13 protein-coding genes are annotated in these 21795 nt (G+C 67.3%); 3 read left to right on the forward strand and 10 right to left on the reverse strand.

Annotation, left to right across the window (positions count from 1 at the left end):
* Positions 1-404: 404 nt before the first annotated feature.
* A complete protein-coding gene (locus C229_RS34690) occupies positions 405-635 on the reverse strand; it encodes a hypothetical protein (protein WP_018655920.1) in 231 nt (76 codons plus the stop codon).
* Positions 632-1018, reverse strand: a complete 387-nt coding sequence (locus tag C229_RS0115110) for a hypothetical protein (protein ID WP_018655921.1) — start codon at positions 1016-1018, stop codon at positions 632-634. The genes C229_RS34690 and C229_RS0115110 overlap by 4 nt, the downstream gene beginning before the upstream one ends.
* 160 nt (positions 1019-1178) lie before the next feature.
* On the opposite strand from C229_RS0115110, the gene C229_RS0115115 reads away from it, so the two are divergent.
* The 3 genes from C229_RS0115115 (at position 1179) to C229_RS30710 (ending at position 3712) form a co-directional block, all read left to right on the forward strand.
* A complete protein-coding gene (locus C229_RS0115115) occupies positions 1179-2501 on the forward strand; it encodes an NsdA family TPR-like regulatory protein (protein ID WP_018655922.1) in 1323 nt (440 codons plus the stop codon).
* 50 nt (positions 2502-2551) lie between these two features.
* Complete coding sequence (locus tag C229_RS0115120; protein WP_018655923.1) at positions 2552-3085, forward strand: NUDIX hydrolase; 534 nt, start codon at positions 2552-2554, stop codon at positions 3083-3085.
* Positions 3086-3559: 474 nt separating this feature from the next.
* A complete protein-coding gene (locus C229_RS30710) occupies positions 3560-3712 on the forward strand; it encodes a hypothetical protein (protein ID WP_018655924.1) in 153 nt (50 codons plus the stop codon).
* A gap of 48 nt (positions 3713-3760) precedes the next feature.
* Here the strand turns inward: C229_RS30710 and C229_RS32940 are convergent, their stop codons facing one another.
* The 8 genes from C229_RS32940 to C229_RS35800 all read right to left on the reverse strand — a co-directional run bounded on the left by C229_RS32940 (position 3761) and on the right by C229_RS35800 (position 21664).
* Positions 3761-4642, reverse strand: coding sequence for a DUF2637 domain-containing protein (locus C229_RS32940; protein ID WP_018655925.1), 882 nt, complete (start codon positions 4640-4642; stop codon positions 3761-3763).
* Entirely contained in the window at positions 4639-5202 is a 564-nt protein-coding gene (locus C229_RS0115135) for a hypothetical protein (RefSeq protein ID WP_018655926.1), read from the reverse strand. Before C229_RS0115135 ends, C229_RS32940 begins: the two co-directional genes overlap by 4 nt.
* Entirely contained in the window at positions 5199-5741 is a 543-nt protein-coding gene (locus C229_RS30720; RefSeq protein WP_018655927.1) for a hypothetical protein, read from the reverse strand. Before C229_RS30720 ends, C229_RS0115135 begins: the two co-directional genes overlap by 4 nt.
* Positions 5742-5817: 76 nt before the next feature.
* Positions 5818-6168 (reverse strand): DUF6907 domain-containing protein, encoded by a 351-nt coding sequence (locus C229_RS0115145; protein ID WP_018655928.1) that lies wholly within the window; start codon positions 6166-6168, stop codon positions 5818-5820.
* Between the two features lie 145 nt (positions 6169-6313).
* Complete coding sequence (locus C229_RS0115150; protein ID WP_018655929.1) at positions 6314-6709, reverse strand: DUF6011 domain-containing protein; 396 nt, start codon at positions 6707-6709, stop codon at positions 6314-6316.
* Positions 6710-8382: 1673 nt separating this feature from the next.
* On the reverse strand, positions 8383-15603 hold the full coding sequence (locus tag C229_RS35795) for a restriction endonuclease fold toxin (protein ID WP_155884844.1): 7221 nt from the start codon (positions 15601-15603) through the stop codon (positions 8383-8385).
* Positions 15604-15725: 122 nt separating this feature from the next.
* Positions 15726-20024, reverse strand: a complete 4299-nt coding sequence (locus tag C229_RS0115160; RefSeq protein ID WP_155884845.1) for a LamG-like jellyroll fold domain-containing protein — start codon at positions 20022-20024, stop codon at positions 15726-15728.
* 449 nt (positions 20025-20473) lie between these two features.
* Positions 20474-21664: a serine/threonine-protein kinase gene (locus C229_RS35800; protein WP_155884846.1), complete on the reverse strand. Its 1191-nt coding sequence runs from the start codon at positions 21662-21664 to the stop codon at positions 20474-20476.
* Positions 21665-21795 lie beyond the last annotated feature (131 nt).

Consider the following 21795-nt stretch of genomic DNA (forward strand, 5'->3'; position numbering starts at 1 on the left):
GGGTGCGGGGGGTGGTTGCTCCATCTCGGGGGGGTGACTCCTTCCTAGTTGTGACTGGCTGGTAAGCAAAGCCGCCACGCACGAACGGTCATCAACACAAAAATTCTCGGCTGCAACGCTCGGCTGCTCACGATCGTTCGGCCGCCTGACCGATCGCGTCGTCACGCGCCCCGAACCAGCCAGGCCAGGCGCGGGCGCGGCGGCGTGTCGCCGGTATGGGAGCGCGCCGTCTCGGGGTGCGCGGCCCGGGGCGGGGAAGAGCTGCCCCGGGCCGCGCGTGCCGGACGCCCCCCGCGTCCGGCGCATGGACCCCGGCCCGGTGCGGCGCGCCCGCTGCACACCAGGCCGGGGGTAGGCGCGGGCACGGCGGCGCACTCCCGGACGCCCCACGCCGTGCCCGCAGTTCATCGGCCCCACCGCCGCATCTCGGCGGCGATGAGGGCGTTCATCAGGTCGTCCGGCGTCGCGCCCTCGACGAGGCACGCGCCGTCCATCGCCCACCACCGGCGCGTGTGGTGCCCGAACCAGACGCGGGCGGCCGGGAATTGCCCGTGCAGCCGCGCGACCTCGGCCGCGTGAATCGGCGCGAGGTCGATCACGGCCGTGTCGACGCGGTACGCCGGGGTCGCGTTCACCGCTCGGCCTCGCGTTCGGCGAGGGTCTGCTCGTCGAGCAGTTCGCGTAGGCCATCGAGGGTGTCGGCGATGAGGTCGGAGACGACGTGCCGGGTGCGCAGCGCCCACCAGCGGCGGCGGTCGGTCAGCAGGATGGACCAGCCGGGGAAGTCGGCCTTGAGCTTCAGGCACTCGTCGGACTGGGTCAGCAGCAGCCGGGCCAGGTGTTCGCCGGTCGGCGCGGCCAGGGTGTGGCGGTGGCCGGCCGACACCTCGTGGTGGGTGAGGAGCCGGGTGCGGGTGGCCGTCCACGTCTCCCCGCCGACGGGGAGCTGCTCGCGGCGTACCGTCCATCCGGGGTGCTGCTGGTGCAGTTCCTCGGGTGTGACCTGTGTGGTCTCCATGCCGCCAGCGTGCCCGTGCGGTGAAGAGCTGCGGCAGGTGTGAAGCACCCGCGGGCGAGGGTCGTCGTTCACACGGGGTGTGAACGGATTGCGCGCCGGGTCTTGCCGCGCCCTGTGATGGCGCTCCTACACTGCGCTTACGCCAGACGGACGGAGCGCCGTGGAACCGAATCTGCTGCTGGACGCCCTGCTCGGCGAGGCGGGCATGTCGTACGCCGGGCTCGCCGCTCGGATGAACCACGGCGCGGCGACGCGGTACGACCACACGTCGGTGGCGCGCTGGGTCCGCGACCACGCGATCCCGCGCGGCGCCGCTCCGGACCTGATCTGCGACATCCTCGGCGCCCGTCTCGGCCGGGTCCTCACGCTCGGCGACATCGGCATGGACCGCGCCGGGTCGCCCGGCGACGGTCCGCCGGACCTGGGTACGGCGTTGTCGCACGCCACCGCGCTGTGGCGGGGCGACGACCAGCGGTCCGAGATCGTCGCCCGGACGACGCTGCTGCGCGGCCCTGCCGCTGTGGCGCCGGTGTTCGAGTGGGAGAACCCGCCCGACGACCGCGACGTCTCCCACCGCGGCCCGGGTCGCGTCGGCGTCGCCGAGGTGCAGCGGGTGCGGGCGGCGCGGGACCGCTACGAGCAGATGTACCGGCGCGTCGGCGGGGTGCCCGTCCGGCCGCGCGTGGTGGCCTACCTGCACCGGCAGGTGGCCCCGCTGGTGAAGGGCACCTACGACGATGCGACCGGCCGCGAGCTGCTGCGCGCCGCCGGTGGCTTGGTCGCGCTGGCGGGCATCTCGGCCTACGACGCCGACCGTCAGCCGCTCGCGCAGCGGTACCTGCTGCACGCTCTGCGGATGGCCAAGGCGTCGGGCTCGCGGTCGTTCGGCGGGTATGTCGTGGCGCTGCTGGCCAACCAGGCGATGTACCGGGGCACGTACCGGCAGGTGATCCAGTACGCCGAGACCGCACTGCGCGGCGCGGGCGGGCACCTGTCCCCGGCGCTGGTGGTCGACCTGCACGCGCTCCAGGCCAAGGCGTACGCGCGGATGGGCGACACCGCCGGGTGCCACCGGCACATGGCGCGCTCGTACGGCGTCGAGATCCGCCGGGAGAACGAGCCGCCCGAGACCGGCTACGTCCAGCCCGGCCTGGTCGCCACCCAGCACGCCGAGGCGCTGCGCCGCCTGGGTGATCTGCGCGCCGCCCAGGAGCACGCCGAGCAGGCGCTCGCGCCCGACGACGTCCACACCCGGGGGCAGGCGCACCGCCTGGCGACGTTCGCGCTCATCCTCGCCCAGCGCGGCGAGGTCGAGCACGCCGCCGACATCGGCGAACAGATGCTCGACCGCGCCGCGGGCATGGAGTCCGGTCGGATCGCCGAACGGGTCCGCGACGTCGTCGACGCCCTGGCCCGCCACGACACCGCAGCCGTGCGCGATCTTCGCGAACGCGCCGTGCAGCATCTCGACGTGCCGATGTAGCCGCGCCGATACCGTGGCCGGTGATCTGCCACCGACTCCGGGGAACGCCGATGCGCTGGACCGTCCGCGACGAGACACCGCTCTACACCGACCCATGGCTGGACATCCGCATGGCCAAGGTCGACATCGGCCAGGGCCGCACGCTCGACCACCGGCTGATCCGCACCCCGCCGGGCGCCGGCGTCGTCGCAGTGAACGAGGACCGGCGCGTGCTGATGATGTGGCGGCACCGGTTCATCACCGACGCGTGGGGATGGGAGATCCCCATCGGCCGCATCGAGGACGACGACCAGGACCCCGCCACCGCCGCCGCCCGCGAATGCGAGGCCGAGACCGGATGGCGGCCGGGCCCGCTACGCCCGCTGCTGACCGTGACGCCCACGCCCGGCATCAGCGACAGCACGCACCACATCTTCCGCGCCGACGACGCCGCCTTCGTCGGCGACCCGACCGAGGACTGGGAGTCCTCACGCGTGGAGTGGGTACCGCTCGACGACATCCGCGACCTGGTCACCGCCGGCCACCTCATGAGCGGCACCACCCTCGCCGCCGTCCTCTACGTCCTCACCGAACCCGCGCCGTGAAACCCGCGATGCTCGCTCCCGCTCGGCGATCCTGGGGAGTAGCTAGTCTCGGATGCCGGGCACGTGCCCAGGAGGCAGTCACCCTTCCCTCGCACGGTTCGCGTCCGGCCATCCGGCCACCGCACGGTGATCTCGCAGGCGACCCAGCGGAGTACCGCCATGGTGCTCCGCCCTCGCTGTGTTCTCGTTGTGGTCTGGCCGTGGGTGGCCAAGAGGTCGCCGCTGCGAGCGCTGCGCGCTTCACTCTGCTGGGTGAACCCTCTTCGTCACGCCCTTCGCCACGCACCGGCCATCCTGCTCGCGGTCACGGTGGCCTCGTGCAGCAGCAGCGAGGAACCCGCAGCGCGCCCCTCGAATTCGTCCTCGGCGGCCGCGTCGGTCGACCGGCCGGCGCGGGATATGTGCGCTCACCTCGACCGTGCGCGGAACCTCGCCGCTGGCTCCGGTGAGCCCGGCCCTGATGACTCCGCACCGGTGGGTGATGTCGAGGCGCTGACAGCTCGGACGCAGGCGCAGACGTCGGCGCTGGCATCGCGGATGCCGTCCCTGGCGCAGCTCGTGCAGCGCTCCCCCGGCACGGTGCCCGTGCAGCAGCTCGAAGCCTGGTGCGCGGAGAACGGCCTGTAGCCCTCGCACACGAGCCGGTTGACCCGACCCTGTGCGAGGGCCAGCGCATCAGGTTCGTGCTTCGGCGAGCGCGTCGCGGATGCGGACGGCGCGCGGGTGCCCGATCTTGAGCTCTCGCCGCAGCGCTCGGATCGACGGGGTGTCCCCGGTCGCGAGGACATCGGCGAACCGGTCGCGAGCGGTCGCGACCACTTCGGCGAGCTCTGTTCCGCCGGGCTCAACCGGGTCCGCCTCGACCTCGCCGGAGACGGCGCGGCCGACCTCCCCGGTCGGCTCGGTGACCGGCCACCCGGTCGCGTGCTCCAGCCGGTCGCGACCGGCGCTCTCGCCCGGGTCCTGGCCGTGCTCGTCGGCGAGGTCGAGGCTGCGCGCCATCGGCGCCGTGAGCTCGACCGGTCCGCCCTGCTCGATGCCGTTACTCGATCCCGACACCGCGGCCGTGACCGTCTCCCACCGCGCATCCCCAGCTACCGCGTGACCTGCGTCCTCGACATTGAACGCAGGCCACGCCGCCGACGGCTCACCAGCCGTCGACGGCGAGTCCGGGCTACGGCGAATCTCCCCGATGACCAGGTGGAAACAGCCGGTCGCGACCAGCGCGGGCCACCCGGAGACCAGTGCTCCCGTCCACCCGTGGTCGAGGCCGTGCGCCACGTTCGCCGCCATCGTCGCCGCGATGCCGAGCAGCAGCATCAACCACGCCAGGACCGGCGGTCGCGACCGGTTCCGGGCCGCCTTCACGATCACCAGCGAGCACGTGAGGATGAGCCCATCCACGGTGAGCGCACCGGCTCGCGCGGCGAACCCGTCCTCCCCATTGTCCTCGGCGAGGTCGAGGATGTGACCGTAGGAGATCACGACCGCGATCACGGTCACGGCCGACAGTGAGGCGTACAGCCCCCACCGGATCGCCCTGTCCTCGCCGCTCACGCCGTGTCCCTCTCCGCCATCTGCGACGCCTCGACCAGGCCACGCCACAGCCACAGCGGCGCCTTGGCGAGGCACAGGAAGTCGGCGAGGGTGTCGACCTGCTCGTACGTCAGCTCGATGCGATGCTCCGAGCCGGGCGTGTTGGTGATGAGGCGCACCATGGGAGGCGCCGAGATGATGCGCATCCGGCTGATCGGGTCGGCGTAGCGCTCAGCGACCGTGACAGGCTCGGCACGGCGGGGCAGGCCCGGCACGCGGGACTGAGCGGCGGCGGAGAGCAGTGCCGTGCCGATGCGGCCTCCAGCCACGAACCCCGTCGCGAGCGCCACGACCGGGCTCATGGTCGCGGTGCCCAACTGGACGGCGTCGCCGTCCTCCGTCCACCCTTCGGCTTGGACGAGGATCTCGGGGCGGCCGGTGCGGGTCGAACGGATGGCGACGAGGATGTCCCGGTCCGGTCGGGGCCAGTCGTCGACGTCTCCCCAGTGGTTGCCCCAGCGCGAGCCCGCGCAGTCCCGAATACGGCACCAGGAGGGGCAGGACGGGTGTGTGTTCGTCACTGTCCGACCTCCTGCTCCTGCTCGGCGGCGGCGCGGTCCAGCGCCTTGCGCACCAGACGGGCCAGGTCGACGCCACCGAACGCATCGGCGATCTCTGCGAACACCTCGGCCTTGCGCATGTTGAGCCACAACATCCGCGGCTGCTCGTGCTCGCGGTCGCTGCTGTAGACGTGGATACCGATGCCCGGCTTGGTCGCGGCGCGACCCTGCACCAGGCGGACGCCGAAGACTCCGCGGCGCCCGTCGCCGTGGACGAGGCGGGTCCGGCCCACGATCGCCAGGTGGTCGAGGAGGCGCCCGTCCTCGGCGATGTGGTTGGCGCGCGAGCACCAGCCGGGGCACACGGGCGGTTCGGTGAGGACGGCGCACGAATGCGTGCAGGCGAAGAGCTGCGCGCCGTCAGACGTCTTGCCGATGGGCGCGCTCGGAACGTTGGTCGTGCGGTAGTCGGTGCGGCACACGACGCAGCTCGTGCCGTCGCGCTGGTCGTCGGACAGCGGAGCCGGGTCGGGGGTGATGCCGGCCGTAAGGTTGTGCATGGGTCTGACCTCTCAGATAGGTCCGGATCAAGGGCACCGCCCGGCGGTAGGGTCGCCGGGCGGTGCCCGCCTTGTGCTACTTGCGGCCCTGCGCGACGAGGCGGAGCAGCGCGAACGCGAAGTTCTCGGCCTCGTCGAGGGTCATGGTGGTGTCGGCGTTCTGCTCGTGGTTGCCGACGCAGACGTTCGCGACGCCGCTCGGGTCGTGCTCGGGCGTGCGCAGGTGCGCCGTCATCTCCAGCCCGATCGGGCGACCGTTCAGGTCGGTGTCGAAGTGGTTGCTCAGCTCGACGTCCCGGACGTCGCCGAAGTGCTCGACGTTGAGCGGGTGGTCGTGGGTGTTGACGCACCACGTCGGGCAGACGGCGGTCTTCGCAGCGCGGTGGGTACGGGTGCGGGTGTGCTTGATGTCGGTGACGGTGCTCATGGTCCGTCTCCTCCCTCTCGGGTTGGTGGTCCGGCGGGCGGTTTTCCGCGACGTCGGGTGGTGCCGTGCGGGGGGCTGAGTTTGTTCGGTGCGGCGGGCGCGCGGGACCGGGCCAGTGGTTGAGTTGACGCCCGCCGCACCGGGTCTATGCAGCCAGGGCGGCGCAGTGGTCGAGGATGTCGGCGGCGACCAGGTGGTTGCAGCGGCCGAGGCGGGCGCCAGCCTTGCAGGTGCAGGAGCGTTCGACGGTGTCGACGAGGTAGGTCGCGAGGCCGTCGGAGCCGGTGGCGAGGTACTGGCCGTGGTGGCGGGTGGGGAGGATCGCGGCGTCCTCGATGAGCTGTTCGGCCTTGCCCAGGACGGTGCGGGCGTCCTTGAAGGCGGACAGGTCGACGGCGGCGGTCGCGGTGGTGAGGCGGGCGGCGGCCTCGCGGCGTTCGTTGCGGGCGCAACGGTCACCAATTCCGGCGGCGACGGTGCGGGCACTGCGCAGGGTGGCGCGGCATCGGCGGCACGTCGCCGTCTTGGTCTTGGCTGCCATGTCGTTCTCCCCTGCGCCCCGTTTACTTGGTAGCTACACAGTAAACGAAACCTGGTAGCTACACAAGGGGTGTGCAAAGATTCCTGTAGCTACACGATTCAGAGGGAGTGCCGCATGTCCGAACAGCCGCGCCGAACGCCGACGAGACCGATACGCGTACCGCTTCCGATGTGGGAGGCGTACGGCCGTGTCGTCGCCCGGCTCGGCACCGAACGGACCGCAGACCTCCTTGACCACATGCGCGCCCGCATTACACAGCACGGCGACGACCACGACCGCGCCGACCTAGCCGCAGCCGAGGAAGAACTAGCTGCACGTCGCTCCCGTAGAGGCGGCCGGCCTTCGAAAGAGCAGTGACAAGCACGTGCCAGATGGCACGGGGATGGCACCAACGGCCACGCGGGACACCACTCGATGCCCCGGACGCCCACACGGCACATGGCCGCTGACCCGCGCATACCTCACCACACCCGTGATCGCCAACCCCTCCCCCACGGGCGCGATCACCCTCCTAAAGCGGGTGCCGCAGGTTCGAATCCTGCCGGGGGCGCACACACAGCCGGGAACGATGTCCGACAGTCGATCCACTGGGCTTGCCCGTGAAGCCGACGGTCTGTACTACGGGGTGTTGCCCAGGCCGTCGATCGCGGTCCGCGGTGTGGTCCAGCATTTCACCGTGCAGCGAGATTCGTAGGTCGCGGCCATGCACTTTGAGGAGCTATTGCTTATCGTGGACGCAGCGGCGAGCTGGACTCATCGCACAGTGAAATCGCCGTCGCACCCGCCTCACAGGACAGTTCAAAGCCAGATAGAGTCGGCCTCAATTCGGAAAAGCTGGCGTTGCGAAACGCATTTATACATGCCACCAAAGAAAAGAAACACGGTAATCGATAGGCCGGTAGAGCTAGCGGATGCCATGTGCAAGCAGGCACGTCACACCGCTACATCGGCGTTCGGCCGTCGTTAGGGGCTCGTCCTCAATTTTCCTCCGCCGCATGATCGCCACGTCGCCTGTATTGCACACCAGCACCGCCGACCTCCTGAACCACTCGAGCGGGAGCGAACAAGCCGTCGCCGCGTTCGTCAGCCACGCAGGATCAACAGCAGCCTCGGCACCGAACGCCCTCAGACGCCATCGTCAAGGCACATCTCCAGTCATGCGCGAAATTGGCCCAACAACCGCGTCTAAGATTAGCCTCCTCACACACGACACGGTCGGACGCCTGACCACTCAGCACCGGTGAATCAAGGCCGACGGCGTCGGGGTGCAGCTATCACTGAACGGCTGCGCCAATCAGCAAGTCACACCTCACCCTGATGGACCGATACGATTCCAGTGCCCACTTCCCAGCGCTGAGAAGGGCCACACTCGTCATCGTCCACGAAAAATCGGCCTTCTACTTCGGGGAGCACCTCGGCGATCTGCCTCAACTGAGCTAGCAAGAGGTCGACACCACCCGACCTCATAGAAGCTCCGAAGAATACATGGGAAACCCAATTTATTTCTTTTTCTTGGTACAACCAACCGTGCATATAAAGAGCAATTGCTTCATTCGATAGATGGAACCTATCCCCCACTCCGTGGTAATTTTCCACTATGTTTTGGATGGTTCTTATATCCGAATATTCGCAGTCGATAAACCCACGGACATTAAAGTATTTCGACATTTCCCCTAATCCCCGAAACCGGTGTGTACGATGCCACCTTTTCTCTCGATATAGCTGCGAACATCGCTGTGGACGCCGTACTTGAACCAGAACTCGGCTCGCACACCCATCTCCTCCGCGCTGGAAATTGTCGCCGCGATCTGCCTTCTCGTCGATTTACTCAAAAAATTCTTCGGCCGGTTGACAGCCGTCCAAGTTCGCTTTACCTGAATAAGCGCATCATCCGTGACCGCATCCACCTCTCGCCCATTGATTATCTGAGACGTACCCCCCGTACGCGCTCGCACCATGTCTTCGTAGTGAACATCAGCGGCTTCGCGTGTCTTACCCCGCGCTACCAGATTGCGAACCTGAGCGGAAGCCTTCATTCCGCCGCAATTGTGCACCAGTACCGGCACCTCACCCGCTACCGCATAGTACGTGTGCAGATCGGAGACCGTGAGGTTATGGACGCGTTGGTCACCAACTACCCAAGTGCGGACAGACGACACCTGGACCGACTGACCCTGTGCGTCCCGCAGCCACATACCAGGTTCGACATCCGCAGCAGGGACCCACCGACGAGTCGAGCCGCCAATCCAGAAGGGATGCTCATCAGTAGCAATCAAGTACTGATCGTTCGGTAGATGGAATCCTGGCGTTCGGATTCGGGAATCAGCGACCGTGGCCCAACTTCGGCTACTTTTCGCTGCTACAGAAATCTTGACAAGCTTCTTCTTGCCACGACTCAAAATAGCGCCCGCGACGCGCCTAGCCTCCGTTTTTCCATTTTTAACATCGGTGGCGAGAACCTTTTCACCTCGCGCAATTTTCTCAATTTGCTTTCGCGAACCATCGGCCATGAGAACTCGCGTCCCGGGCAGAAAGCTACTGCATCGACCAAGGACTCGGGCGGCTACCGCCGCTAGCGGCCGGCCGCCCTTGGCTACAGACCCCGCCGCCGACGCACCGGGGAGAGGCACTAGCAAGCCACCCAGAACGCTTCCGGTGACGTGTGCCTTGGAATCCGTATCACCGCCGAAGAAGTTGAACTCGCGACCGTTGAACGCGAGGCCTGTGCTAGCACTTCCGAGGGCCTGGAGGCAAGAGCTTCCGTCTCCCTTGGCGCATTCGAAGGCGTTGACACCGATATGGGCGATCTTCTTGGGGCCCATCATGACCGTGTTGATGAAGCCGTTGCCTACGCCTCTGAAGAAGTTGCCGCCGCCGCTGGGCTTGGGGTTTCGTCGGATGGGCGGGCTCGGGGCGGGTGGGCTGTTGTCCCAGCAGCCGCGTCGGCATCCGGGAGAGGGCTTGGGGCTGGGCGGGTCTCCGGGGTACAGGCCGCCGGGTGGGCTGTTGGGGTGGTCGAGCATGAGGCCGGAGGGGTCGCTGGCGTTGATGGGGTTGTTGTCGGCGTAGGCGTAGCCGTTCCAGGACTGTGGGTCCGTTTGGTCGAGGATGGGGTCGACGCTGATGAAGCGGCCGGTGGCGGGGTCGTATTCACGGGCGCCGAGGTGGGTGAGGCCGGTGTTGTCCTTGGTGCCGCCGACGAAGCCCTTGTCCATGGCGGTGGGCCAGGTGCCGGTGGAGCCGCCGCGGTCTTCGCCGAAGGGGAGGGTTCTGCGGCGGCTGATCTTGGTGAGGTTGCCGGCCTCGATGGCGAGTTCGGAGGTGTTGTGGTGGTCGCCGGCCAGGAGCGTGACGCCGGTGGCGGTGCGCATGGCCACGGTCTTGCCCGCGTGGGAGTAATAGCGGGTCGCAGTCGACGCGGCGGTGCCGATCTGGCGGAGTTCCATTCCGGGCAGGTAGAGAGTGTTGCCGCTCTTGTCGCGGCGGATCAGGCGGTTGCCGTCGGCGTCATAGACGAACGTGCTGACACCGTTAGTGGGGTCTTCTGTGCGGGTGATCTCATTGTCGGCGCCCCAGGTGAACTTCTGGGCACTGCCGTTCATCGTGTGCTGGGCCGTGTTACCGATGGCGTCGTAGGTGAAGGCGTGGGTCTTCAGCGGCTCTTGATTGTCGACGTTGCTCTGCTCGGTGTAGCTCGCTAGCTGGTGCCCCTTGTAGGTGGTGCTGACACCGCTGTCGCCCGCGTACTTGTATTCGCGTTTGGCCTGCCAGGTGCCGCCGTTCGCGCCCGCTCCCCAGCTTTCTTCCTTGGTACGGCTTCCGTCGGGGTGATAGCTGTACTGCTTGCGGTAGGGCGCGGGTCCGGCGATCTGTGCGGTCGCTGGTGTCGCGGGACACGCGGTGGCGGTCTGGGTCCAGGCGTCGGTGAGACGGCCCTGCCGGTCGTATCCGAAGCACTGGACGTCGGTCGTCGTTCCGCCGGTGGTGGCATGACCGGTGATATCGGTGATGCGTTTGATGTTCCCGGCGTCGTTGTAGGTGTAGGCGGCGTCGCGGTCGTAGCCGGCGATGCCTTCACGGCTGACGGTGGCGCGGGTGGTGCGTCCGGTGGCGTCGTCGTAGTCGAATCCGGCGGTGACGGTCTTGCCGCCTGCGGCCAGCAGGTAGTTGCGGATCTGGCCGAGGTTCGAATACGCGGTCCCGGTCACGTAGGACGACAGCCCCGACATCGTCAGCGGGCGCTTGAACTCGTCGTAGGTGAAGGACACGACTTCGGCGGCGAGCCCGCCGGCGGCGGGCATGCTGCCCGATTGCAGCGTGCCGTCGGGGTTGTAGGCGGTGTTGAACTGGTAGGTGCCGCTCAGGCCGCCTTCGGCACCTGCGGGGACGGTGATGGTGGTGCGGGTCGGGCGGTTGGCGGCGTCGTAGGTGTTGACGGTGCTGGTGTAGTCGTAGGTGGTCGTGCCGTCGGCGCCGAGCGCCTTGCGGGTCGCGGTGTCGAGTTGTCCCTTACGGGCGGTGTCGTACGTCCACGCCGTGATGACGTTGCCGGCCTCACCGTTGCTGTTGCTGGCGCGCACCTGGGTCTTGCGGCCGAGAGCGTCGTACTCGTGGAACAGGCGTCCCTTGGTCTTGTCGGTCTCGGTGTAGCGCGCGTCGGTGGTGGAGGTCAGACGGTCCAGCTCGTCGTAGGTGCTGGTGCGGATACCGCTGTCGGGGTCGATGATCTTGGTAGCGCGGCCGCGGGCGTCGTAGGTGTACTCCCAGACCTTGCCGCCGGGGCCGGTGGTCTTGGTCGGACGGTCGGCGGCGTCGTAGACGTAGCTGGTGTCGATGTAGTTGCTGCCGGTGGGGGACGTCGCGTTGAACTGGCGCAGGCGCAACGTCTTGCCACGGGCGTTCGTCCACGTCGTGGTGGGTGTGGCGCCGTCCGGCGGGGTGACGCTGACCCAGTCGCCTGTACCGTCGCTGCCGTACGCGTAGGCGGCCGCGAAGACTTCGGCGGTGTCGCCGGCGCCATTGAGCAGAGCGCTACGGATGGTGCGCCCGGCTCCGTCGTAGGTGTACCGCGTCTGGCTCTTGACCAGGCCCTGCATGTCGGGGCCGAAGAGCGTGGTGATGGGCGCGGACTGGTCGTTGTAGTAGCCGTTGTAGGTCCAGGCGACGTTGCCCCGCCCGTCGTACATGGTGTCGGTGATGACGCGGCCGTTGTTCAGGCCGGGCGCCTGCGTCTGCCGTGGTCGCAGGAAGCCGTCATAGAACTGATAGGTCGGCTGGCCGAGGGCGCCGTTGTTGGTGACGGTGCGTGTGCCGATGACGACCGGCTTGCCGTCCTCGATCTGGTAGCTGTGCTCGAGGTTGTTGGTCTGGCCGCCGGTGCGGTTGCGGTCGGGCAACCACACCTTGGTCAGCCGGCCGAGCGCGTCGTAGAACAACTCGGTTTTCCCACCGGCGGCTCCGGCGACGCCGTCGGCGTCCTCGGTCTGCGTGATGGGCGCGCCCCAGGCGGTGTCGAGCGCGGTGGTGCTGGCCAGCTTGAGGGTGCTGCCGCCGGTCTTGGTGACCGTGGGCTTGTTCACCACGACTCTGGTGGTGAGGCCCGGACCGGTCGCCGGGGTCTGGGTGTAGGCGGTGGTGACGATGTTGTTCTTGGCGTCCGAGACGGTCTTCGGACGGCCGTACTCGTCGAACTCGGTCGTCGCCGAGACCTTCTGGTAAGTCGGTTGTGAACCGTCGGCTGCGGCGTGCGAGACGAGACGTTCGCTATAGGTCGCTCGTCCCTTCGTCACCGACTTGAACGCGGACTTGGGCGTGGTGGACGTGCCGTCGTAGTACGTGCGGGTGTCGGAGAGAACGTCGTAGCGGCGGTCGAGACCCGTCCACAGACAGCTGCCCTTGGTGACCTCCTGCTGGGCGACCGGTTCGCGAATCCACGCCGTGGTGTTGTCCGCGTAGGTCGTGCGTGTGCAGCGGTCGTCCGCGCTGTTGGCCAGGTCTCCGTTGTCGGAGATCCACAGCGGTCGGCCGGTGGCCGCCTCGTGTTCTGTGCGCGTTTCCGCCGTGCGCCAGGTGGATGTGCCCGTTGGTGTGAATGTTCGGCTGTACTGGGTGACGGCGATGTTGGCGGTGATCGTCCCCCAGGGACGGGTCTTGGAGGCCGTCTGGAACTTGCGCGGTAGTTCGTGTGACCACTTCAGCACCTGGCCGCCGGGCTGGTCGAGCTGCACCGTGCGGAGAACGCGTCCCGCGTAGGGGTCCTCGTCGGTGACCGTGCCGCCGTTGCCGTCGGACTCGGTGACCTCACGCTTCTGGGTTTCGTCCGTGGCGGACTTACGGTCTCCGTGCATGCCGCGCAGGTAATAGGTGTCGGTCTGCTCGACCATGCCGTTGAGCGGATCGGAACCCTTGAGGACGCTGACCTTCTTGTAGCCGCGCCACTGGCTCCAGGTCTTGTGCTTCTCCTTGGTGAGTCCGTCGTCATCGTCGTAGTGCCAGGCCGCGCCAGTGCCCTCGTCGTAGACGTACTTCGTCACCATGTCCGCGGTGCGGCCCGTCCGGTCGCGCGCGATGACGTGGGTGACGACGTACTTGTGGAACCAGTCCCGCGTGGGGTCCATGCCGCCGTCGTGCGCCCAGTAGACCGGGAAGCACCGTTTGGTGTTGGTCTCGGGCTGGGGCAGGCTCGTGCTCGTGCACTGCGCGGTGCTGTAGGCCACCGAGACCTCACCGCCGTGTTCGTCGGCGATGTAGTCCAGGCGGTAGCGCATGAACTTGCCGGTGGCGGCGCCCGCGACGCGGTTGTCGCGTTCTTCGTAGTCGAACGTCGTCTTGGGCAGGGTGATCGGGCCTGCCGAGGCGGCGTGGCCGGTGTGCTGGATCGAGATCGGCAGGAGCGAGTAGTCGTAGTCGGCGGTGCCCCACCGGTAGGAGAGCTGCCAGGAGTCGACGTCGCGGAACGTGCCGTCAGACTTGATCACCTGGGTCTTCACCGAGTCCAGGCGCTTGCGCGTCCAGAAGGTCGGGGAGACGGTTCCCTTGAAGTCCTTGCATTCGGTGCCGGACTTGCAGTTCAGGTCGTACGGGGTGTCAGGCCACAGGTTCGGATTCGAGTCGATCTTGCCTGGTTCGCAGTTGGTGTCGGTGTCCAGGCACCGTTCCTTGCTGTTGAAGACCACCTTGGCCGGTGCCTTGGCCGTCAGATTGTCCGACCGCAGACCGTACTCGATGCGGTTCAGCACGCCACCGCGGATGTAGGGGGTTTCATCCTCGGCCTTGAGGTTGCGGCCGTAGTGGTTCTGCTCGGTGTCGTAGTAGTAGGTGATGACGTTGCCGTCGGGATCGACGACGTAGTCCAGGTTCCATCGCCATGCCTGCTGGCACCAGGAGTCCTTGAAACCGCTGGACTTGTTGCAGGGCTCGTTGGCGTCATCGCCGAACACCGGGACGGTCCAGGTCGACCCCGTGGCGGGCTTGGCTCCGTCGGTTCCCTTGTTGGAGCCGAAGTAGTAGCTGGTGCCGTCGGTGGTGGTGATCTTCCAGTACTCGTTGTCGTTGTCGCCATTGGCGACGCCGGCATTCGTCAGCCGCTCGATGCGCGTGCCGTCATCGGACTTCAGCCGCCATTTTCCGGCGCCTTCCGGGACCAGCTCACCGCCCCGGCCGTTCCAGCTCAGCGTCGCGTTGTCATAGCCCCAGCACAGGTCGCCGGGCGAGTTGCCGTGCTGGTCCTTGGGAGCGCCGTCGTCCTCGCACGGCTTGTAGCGACGTTCGATATAGCCCGGCCACAGGTCGAACCCGTCACCTGCCCACGAGGACTGAGAGTTGGAGTTGGCGGTCCGGCCGTCGACGCCACCCGAGGAGTAGCCCAGCTTCACGTCGGGCTGTATGCCGCCGGGCACCGGAGGAACCCGCATTGGATAAGACCAGGTGAACTCACCGGTGTTGTTTCCAACGGCCCACGTGGACGACGCCGTCAGCGAGGTCGCCTTGTAATCACCCTGGCTGCCGCTGGCCCCGGCCTGGGTCGCCAGCACCGTCACCGCGTTCGTTCCGGCCTGCGGAGCGGCAGCGTTGGGCGAAGCGGGCCGTTCGGCGGTACCGGGCGTCGCGCCGGCGGACGGCTTCGCGGAGGTTGAGGCCGTGGGCGTGGGCGACGCGGGCGAGGTGCCCGGCGTCGCCGACGGGGTCGGCGCACCGGCTGCCGCCCGCACCTGCGCGATCAGCGTCTGCTGTTTGGGATCGTGCGTGGTGCTCACCGGCGTGGCCTTGCGGCACTCGGTCCGGTCGGGCGTGGTGAGGACGCAACCGGGGTACTGCACCAGGCGCAGGCGGGAGCCGTGCGCTCCACCGAACGCCGCGGCGAACTGTGCGTAGCTCAGCCCCACGGTGACCTGCCCGGCGGCGGCCACGTCCGTGCGGCTGACGGCCAGCATCACGCCCTCTACGCCGGCGCGCTGAGTCGACTTGCGGTCCAGAATGCGCACCGCGACCTGACGTGCCGGGTCCTTGGCGACGGCCTTGTTCCGGTCACCGCTCGTGCCCGGCTGCGGTTCGGCCACCCACACCGGGAGCTCACCGGCACGTCCCCAGGTGCCCTTCGCCGGAACCTTCACCTCGGCCGCACCCGGCTTCGGCCAGGACGGCGTCCTCGGCGCTTCGGCCGTCAGACCGGCGGACGTCGCTTTGCGCGCCCGCGGCTTCAGAGCATGTCCCTTGACGGGCTTGCTGTCGGAGAATCGGCGCCCGTCTTCGGGGGCGGCCTGCGCCGGTACCGGAGACACCAGGCCCACGGCCAGCACGGCCGTCAGTGCTGCCGCGACAGCGCCTCGTGCACGGCCGCCAGGCCGACCGAGCAGCAATCGAGGACGACCAACCCTGCGCACAACTTCCTCCACGCACATTCCCGTCCCCGCACACATGGCAGGACCGGCCCAACGGCAAGATCAAACGGCACGAGCACGTGCTTGTCCGAGGTGCGCGCCCGGCTGTTGGACCGGGCGAGAACCTGGAACGAAGGTCAGTCGTAGGTCTCCGGCAGTTGAGGGTTGCCGGCGAAGGAGTCGAGCTCTTCGAGATTCGCCAGACGGGCAAGGTCCTCATCATTCGACAACGCGCCCTTGTAAACCCACACGTTGTCCAGCACGCCGGCGAAGTACTCCCGAGTGAGGTGACTGTCAGCAGTTTGACCGTCGGCCAGTCGACGACCGATCAGCAGCGGGCCCGACGCCTTGAATCCGGTCACGCCACCCTTGAAGGATGAGTTCTCCGTGCCGTCCAGGCGCCCGTTCACGTAGAGCCGCATGATCTTGTTGACCGCGTCATAGGACAGCATCAGGTGGTCAGGCCCCTCACCGATGCAGATGTTGCAGTCCTGGCTCTGATAAACGGTCGAGCGCACCACGGACGCGCCGTCGGTGTCCTTGTCGGCGGTCTCCAGCTCCCATGCCGCTCTGAACCGGGCAGAGGGCGGGTCGCGGTCGGGATCGTAATAGGGGTTGGGTGCCGCCTCGGGATTGAACCGGACCGTGAACGCACTCTGCTTCGCACCCGCCATCGCGAACAGCGTCATCGCCCGTGTCGGCTGGTCCGCCCCGATATCCGCCCAGCCGGCCACGGTGAAGCTTCCGCTGGTGTCGACCAACGGGCCAGCCGTCTGCGCCCAGGCGCCGGTACCGTCGGCGCGTTTGCCGTCGAGCGCCAGGCATCCACCGGTGAACTGATCGCAGACTTCGTCGTCATCGGGCTTGATCTGCGCGCCGCCCTTGAGGGACAGGCCGTTTCCGGCTCCCGAGTCGTCGGGGACCACGGTGTTCGTGCCCGCGGGGGCGTTCAGCTTCCAGGTGGCCTGCACCGTTGAGCGGTACCAACGCTGAGCGTCGTCCGCGGTGACCGCGCGGTCGAAGACCCGGACATCGTCGATCTCTCCAGGGAAGAAGTGAGTGTTCGCCCCGTTGTACTTGGCGCGGCCGATGCTGAACGCCTGCCTCTTCGGTGACGACCAGGCATCGCCGTTGTGTGCCGTCGTGCCTTGCGGACGTCCGTCCACGTACAGCTTGAGCGTCTTCGTCGTCGCGTCGTAGACCCCGACCAGATGTGTCCACTGGCCGATCTTCGGCGCTTCGCTCGAGAGTGCTCGCACTCCGGCGGCACCGGCCGTGTCGCCGGTGACCGACGACATCGACCAACGCTGGTTGCCTCCTGCGTACTGTAGGAAGAACGAGCTGTTCGTCGAGCCGTCCTGTGCGGCGATCGTCGCCGTTCCCGATGCGTTGTTCAGCTTGGCCCATGCGGACACCGAGAAACTCTTCGAGGGGTCGACCACCGGTAGTTGCGTCTCGGCGAAACCGGTCGTTGCGGCATTACCGTCGAAGTTCAGCTTCAGCGCGTCGGAACCGACGCGTGCGCGGACACCCAACGCGGCGTCATCGCCGACGATCTTCGCCTCGTTCACCGAGAGAAGCTGCCATTTCCGCCATGCGATGTCGTGACAGTCCCAAAGCGTCAGATGCGCGCCGTTGTTCAGCGCATCACCTTCGGCCGCGTTGGCGATGTTCAAACATTTGTTGCTGTGTTGCGAGGCGAGCTGATAGAAGCCGCTCGCCAGCTTGATGCGTTTCCACGACTGACTAGGCGTCGAGGCGCAGGTGGCCTGGATGACGTGTGCACCGTTCGCGGTCGACGGTGGCGATCCTTCAACGTCGAGGCATTTACCACTGCGCTTACTCGAGATGCTGTACACGTCACCGCCCTGGTGCGTGAATTTCCAGCGCTCCCAATCCACGCCGGCGCAGTCCCACTGAACGACATGGGCGCCGTTGGCGTTCGAGCCTTGTTCAACGTTCAGGCATTTACCACTGTAGAAGCTGATGGCCTGGTAGAGGTCGGTCGCAATCTCGTCCTTCACCTCTTTCGCACCGGAGGGCTCATCCAGCCGCCAATGCGCTTCCTCGGTCGGAAGCTGTCCTACCCGGAAGGTGTAGGGCGCCGAACTGCCGGAACGGCCGGCGCGATCCACCGCTATGACGTCCAGTCGCCATTCGCCCTTCAGGTGAGGTGTCTTGGTGAAGGTGCACTTGCTGGCATCGCAACCGGCAGAAGGTGTCGTCCCGAGATTCTTCCACTCGATCGTCTCGGCGGGTTTCCCCGGCGGAGTGAACTGGATACCGAACTTGCTGATCGGTTCACCCGGCGCGGCAGTGACCGTGAAATCACCCGGCACGTCGACGGCATCGTGCTCGGCGCCATCGGCGGGATACTTCACCGACGTGACGGTGGGCGGCTTCGGCGCGGCGTCGTCGTAGACGAACCAGCAGTAGTGGCCGAGGCCGCCGTTCGCGGTGCTCGTTCCGCTGAAGTAACCGGAGCTGAACCAGTTCGCGGGATTATCGTTCTCCAGCCCGTCCTTGAAATCGTGACCACGGACCGCCCAGGCGATCGGGACGTTCTTGGGGATGCCACGCGAGGTGGCCAACGGCCCCACCTCTTTAGTGAAGGTCGAACCGGAGTTCCCGCCCGCCGAGTAGAGCGGCTGAGCGTCAGGGCCGAGCGACGGGCCACCGATGCGCCACTGGAAACCGGCACCGTTGGCGTCGCCCCACCCGATCAGGTACTCGGCCTGGACCCGATCACTGCCCTGCGGATCGGTGATCTTGGCGGACAACCTCGGCCACGCGCGCAGGTACGGCATGCTGGCGCTCCGGTCCCGGCAGGGATAGTTCGCCCCCTCTGCCACCATCTGCACGTTGGACGGAACCTTGGGCGGCAGGTTGTAGAGAATCCGCAGGACCGCGTCGTTGTTGAACCGCTTCCAGTACCGGGTGGAGTTCTCGCTTCCGGCCTTCATGCCCAGCCACAGCGAGCCGCTGCCGTTGGCGGTCTTCTGCACCTCGTCCAGCAGCCGGGCGTCCTGGAGCACCACGGTGCTGTTGGCGCAGCCGACGCCTTCGTTGCCGTAGTTGAAGCTCCTCTCCACCAGTTTCCGCTGCCAGAAGCCCGAGGCCGCCTGGGTGCTCCACCTGGTGGTACCGCCGACGCCCTTGGTCTTCCATACCTCGGCCTCGGCCGCGGTGCAGTTGTAGGCACCGGTCTGGTACGGCTTGAACTCGGCCTTCACGATCTTGGTGTTCTTGACCGACGCGGGGAGAACGAACCCGAAGAACAGCCGCTTGACGTGCGAGCCGCCGCACTGGCCGCCCATGTACGGGTCGGAGTCGTCGCACAGGCCCATGCCCTCGTCCTCCCACGAGGCGTCGCTGTAGCGCGTCCCCACCATGACGGACTTGGACTCGCCCGGCGACTGCCAGTCGGGATCCAGGTAGACGGGGAAAGTCGTGCCGGGGGCGGTGAACAACGAGGTGTCCGGCTCCAGAACAAGTTTCCCGCCTTGCGGCGTGGCCTTGATGTCCGCGCGACGCGAGGTCTCGGCGGGGCCCTCGCTCAGGTCCTCGGTGATGGGATCGGTGGCCGCGGTGGCCTGGGCTCTCGGGGTAGCCGTCGGGAGCGCCCCGGCCGACGGTGTGGCAGCAGGCCGAGAGGGTGTCGCGGCAGTTCCGGTACCGGAGGTCCGACCCGTCTCGGGTGTGGGCGCGGGAGACGCCTGCGTGCCTGAGGAATCCCACATGATCGGCTGCGCCGCCCGGAAGACCGTGCCGCCGATCGCCTCATCGACCGCCTTCAAACCGCCGTCCGGATCAGCGCTCACTTTCATCTGGGCGGCGTCCAGCTCCAGTTCCAGCCGCGTGACCGCTGGAAGCCTGGCCGCCTCGGGGGTCTTCACCTTGAGTACATGGGTGAAGCCCATGTCGGTAGCCCGCACGACCAGGTCGACGTCCTTGAGCACCTCGGCATAGGTGGCGGTGTCGCCCTGCACGGACGGCGCGGGCAATGGACCGTGCGGCCAGGTCAGGGCGAGCTGCCGGTTGGCGCGCGTCATGCGCACGAAGGGACCGTCACCACCGCCGGAGAAGACCAGGCCCACCGGCGCAACGACCGGCTCCAGTCCCCCGTCAGGACGTTTGCGCAGCCGGGTGTCAATATCGGCCCACGCGCCATCCTTCAGCGCGCGCACCGGACGGGCGTTCAGCGTCGCTTCGAGATTCCCGTCGGGAAGTGCCCTCACCTGCCGACGACTACTCGTCAAGGACGACACCACGACCGGCTTGTCCCATTTCTGGGCGGCTGCTGCGGCGGCCGATTCGGTCACCATCGAGGCCGGGGGCGTGTCGGCCCGAGCCGGCGGTGCGACAAGCGAGGCCGGGACGACCAGCAGAGACGCCGCCACCAAAGGTGCCGACGCCAGCGCAACGACCCAACGCACGACGCGCCTCCCGATAGCCAGGTGCGCCGTAGGCAGTTCGTCGCACAGTCACCAGTTGATGACTCTGTCAGGAGACTTGAGCTCGCCACCCGGCCACGACGAGCGAGGAAGGGAAGGCGGAGTCTGCTCAAGATCAGACTGAAGAGACGGCTCAAAGTAGCCACTGGCGGTGAGTCAGAGGAAGAGGTCAAGCCAGAGTAAAAATGTGACCTACATCACTCGATAACGAGGGCCACCATCGCGTCGAGCTGGGCGTCCGCGGCATGTCGGTTCCGTTGATCGCCGTCGGTTTGAGTCAGGCGCGAGGACGGACCCGACGATGATTGGCCCGGGCCTGTGGTTCCGGTTCTCGCTGGGTGAAGTTCCGTTGGTCTGCGAGGTGTCGCGTCGCGCGGTGCACGTGCGGCCTCCCGGCCGAGCCGTGGAGGGGCGTCCAGGGGCGGTGGCGGTCAGGGGCCGTCCAGGAGGTGGAGGGCCGACTTGATCGGGAGCAGTTTGGGGCTGTTGGGGCCGAAGGATTCGATCGCTCGGTCGTGGAGCTCGTGGAGGGTTCGGGCGGCGGTGGTGGTGTCGCCGCGGGCTTGTTCGGTGCTGGCGCGGTGGAGGGTCTCGCTGATCTCGGCGGTCGTGAGCAAGCCGCTTCGCTGCCGGGGGACGAACGGCTGGGAGGTCTGGGCTCGGGAGGCGGCGGCGGCCTCCGGACGGCGGACGGTGGCCGGGGCGCGATAGGGCACGGTGACGTCGGGGCGGCGGACGGGGTTCGGCTCGGGGTCGCCCTTGGCAGGGAGGTACCGCTTCAGCACGGCGAGCGTCTCGTCCAGGTTCGGCCGGTCCTCGATCCTCTTCGCCAGCAGGGCCAGGGTCAATTCCTCCAGACGGCGCGGCACCCTGTTGACGAGCCGTGAGGGCGGCACCGGCGGGTCTTCCAGGTGCTGCCTCTTGATCTGCTCCCAATCGCCTTCGAACGGCGGGCGTCCGACGATCATGAAATAGAACACGCAGCCCAGGCTGTACAGGTCGGACTGCTCCGGCTGGTCACCGTTGGAGAACCGCTCCGGAGCCATGTAGGCATCGGTTCCCACCCAGTTCTCCGTATACCGTGTCGCTTCCTTGCCCAGCGGCAGTGCGATCCCGAAGTCGATCACATACACGACACCGTTGTCGCCGATCATGAGATTGTCCGGCTTGAGGTCGCGATGCAGGATCTCCTCCCGATGACAGGCGGCCAGCGCACGCCCGACGGACGTGCCGATCGCGGCGAACTCCAGCAGGCTGGGCGGTTTGCTGCGGCGGAACTCCGAGAGCTCGCGTCCCTCGATGTAGGTCATCACGATGTAGCGCACCGCGCCGTGCGCACCCTCGTCGATGACGGCCGGGATGTTCGGGTGATGGAGCTTGCGCAGCAGCTTCGCCTCCCGGGTGAATCTCTTTCTGACACGCTCCCGAACCGCTGACTCGAAATCAGACATAGCAGACAATTGCGGTATTTTGACGACCACGTCCTTGTCGGTTTCCAGGTCGCGAGCCTTGTAGGCGGTGCCCATCCCGCCCTGGCCCACTTGTCTGCCCACGTGAAACCGCTGGCCGACGACCGTTCCCGGCACCAGTTGCGTCTCGGCGCCGTCTGCTCTGCTCCCCATGGAGACGAACCGTAGCCGATGGAATGTCACAAACTGCTCCACTTTTCATGATTCCGAGTGATAATCGCTCGCAGAGCCGGATGAGCGTACGAACTCACACCCTGGGGGCGGCGTGAAGGATCAAGGTCAAG

Source organism: Actinomadura flavalba DSM 45200 (assembly GCF_000374305.1).
In the GTDB taxonomy this organism is placed as follows: domain Bacteria; phylum Actinomycetota; class Actinomycetes; order Streptosporangiales; family Streptosporangiaceae; genus Spirillospora; species Spirillospora flavalba.

Excerpts from the sequence above, each read along its gene's own strand:
- C229_RS0115110 (WP_018655921.1), bottom strand. The coding sequence starts at position 1,018 with ATGGAGACCACACAGGTCACACCCGAGGAACTGCACCAGCAGCACCCC.
- C229_RS0115120 (WP_018655923.1), top strand. The coding sequence starts at position 2,552 with ATGCGCTGGACCGTCCGCGACGAGACACCGCTCTACACCGACCCATGG.
- C229_RS30720 (WP_018655927.1), bottom strand. The coding sequence starts at position 5,741 with ATGCACAACCTTACGGCCGGCATCACCCCCGACCCGGCTCCGCTGTCC.
- C229_RS0115145 (WP_018655928.1), bottom strand. The coding sequence starts at position 6,168 with ATGAGCACCGTCACCGACATCAAGCACACCCGCACCCGTACCCACCGC.
- C229_RS0115150 (WP_018655929.1), bottom strand. The coding sequence starts at position 6,709 with ATGGCAGCCAAGACCAAGACGGCGACGTGCCGCCGATGCCGCGCCACC.
- C229_RS35800 (WP_155884846.1), bottom strand. The coding sequence starts at position 21,664 with ATGGGGAGCAGAGCAGACGGCGCCGAGACGCAACTGGTGCCGGGAACG.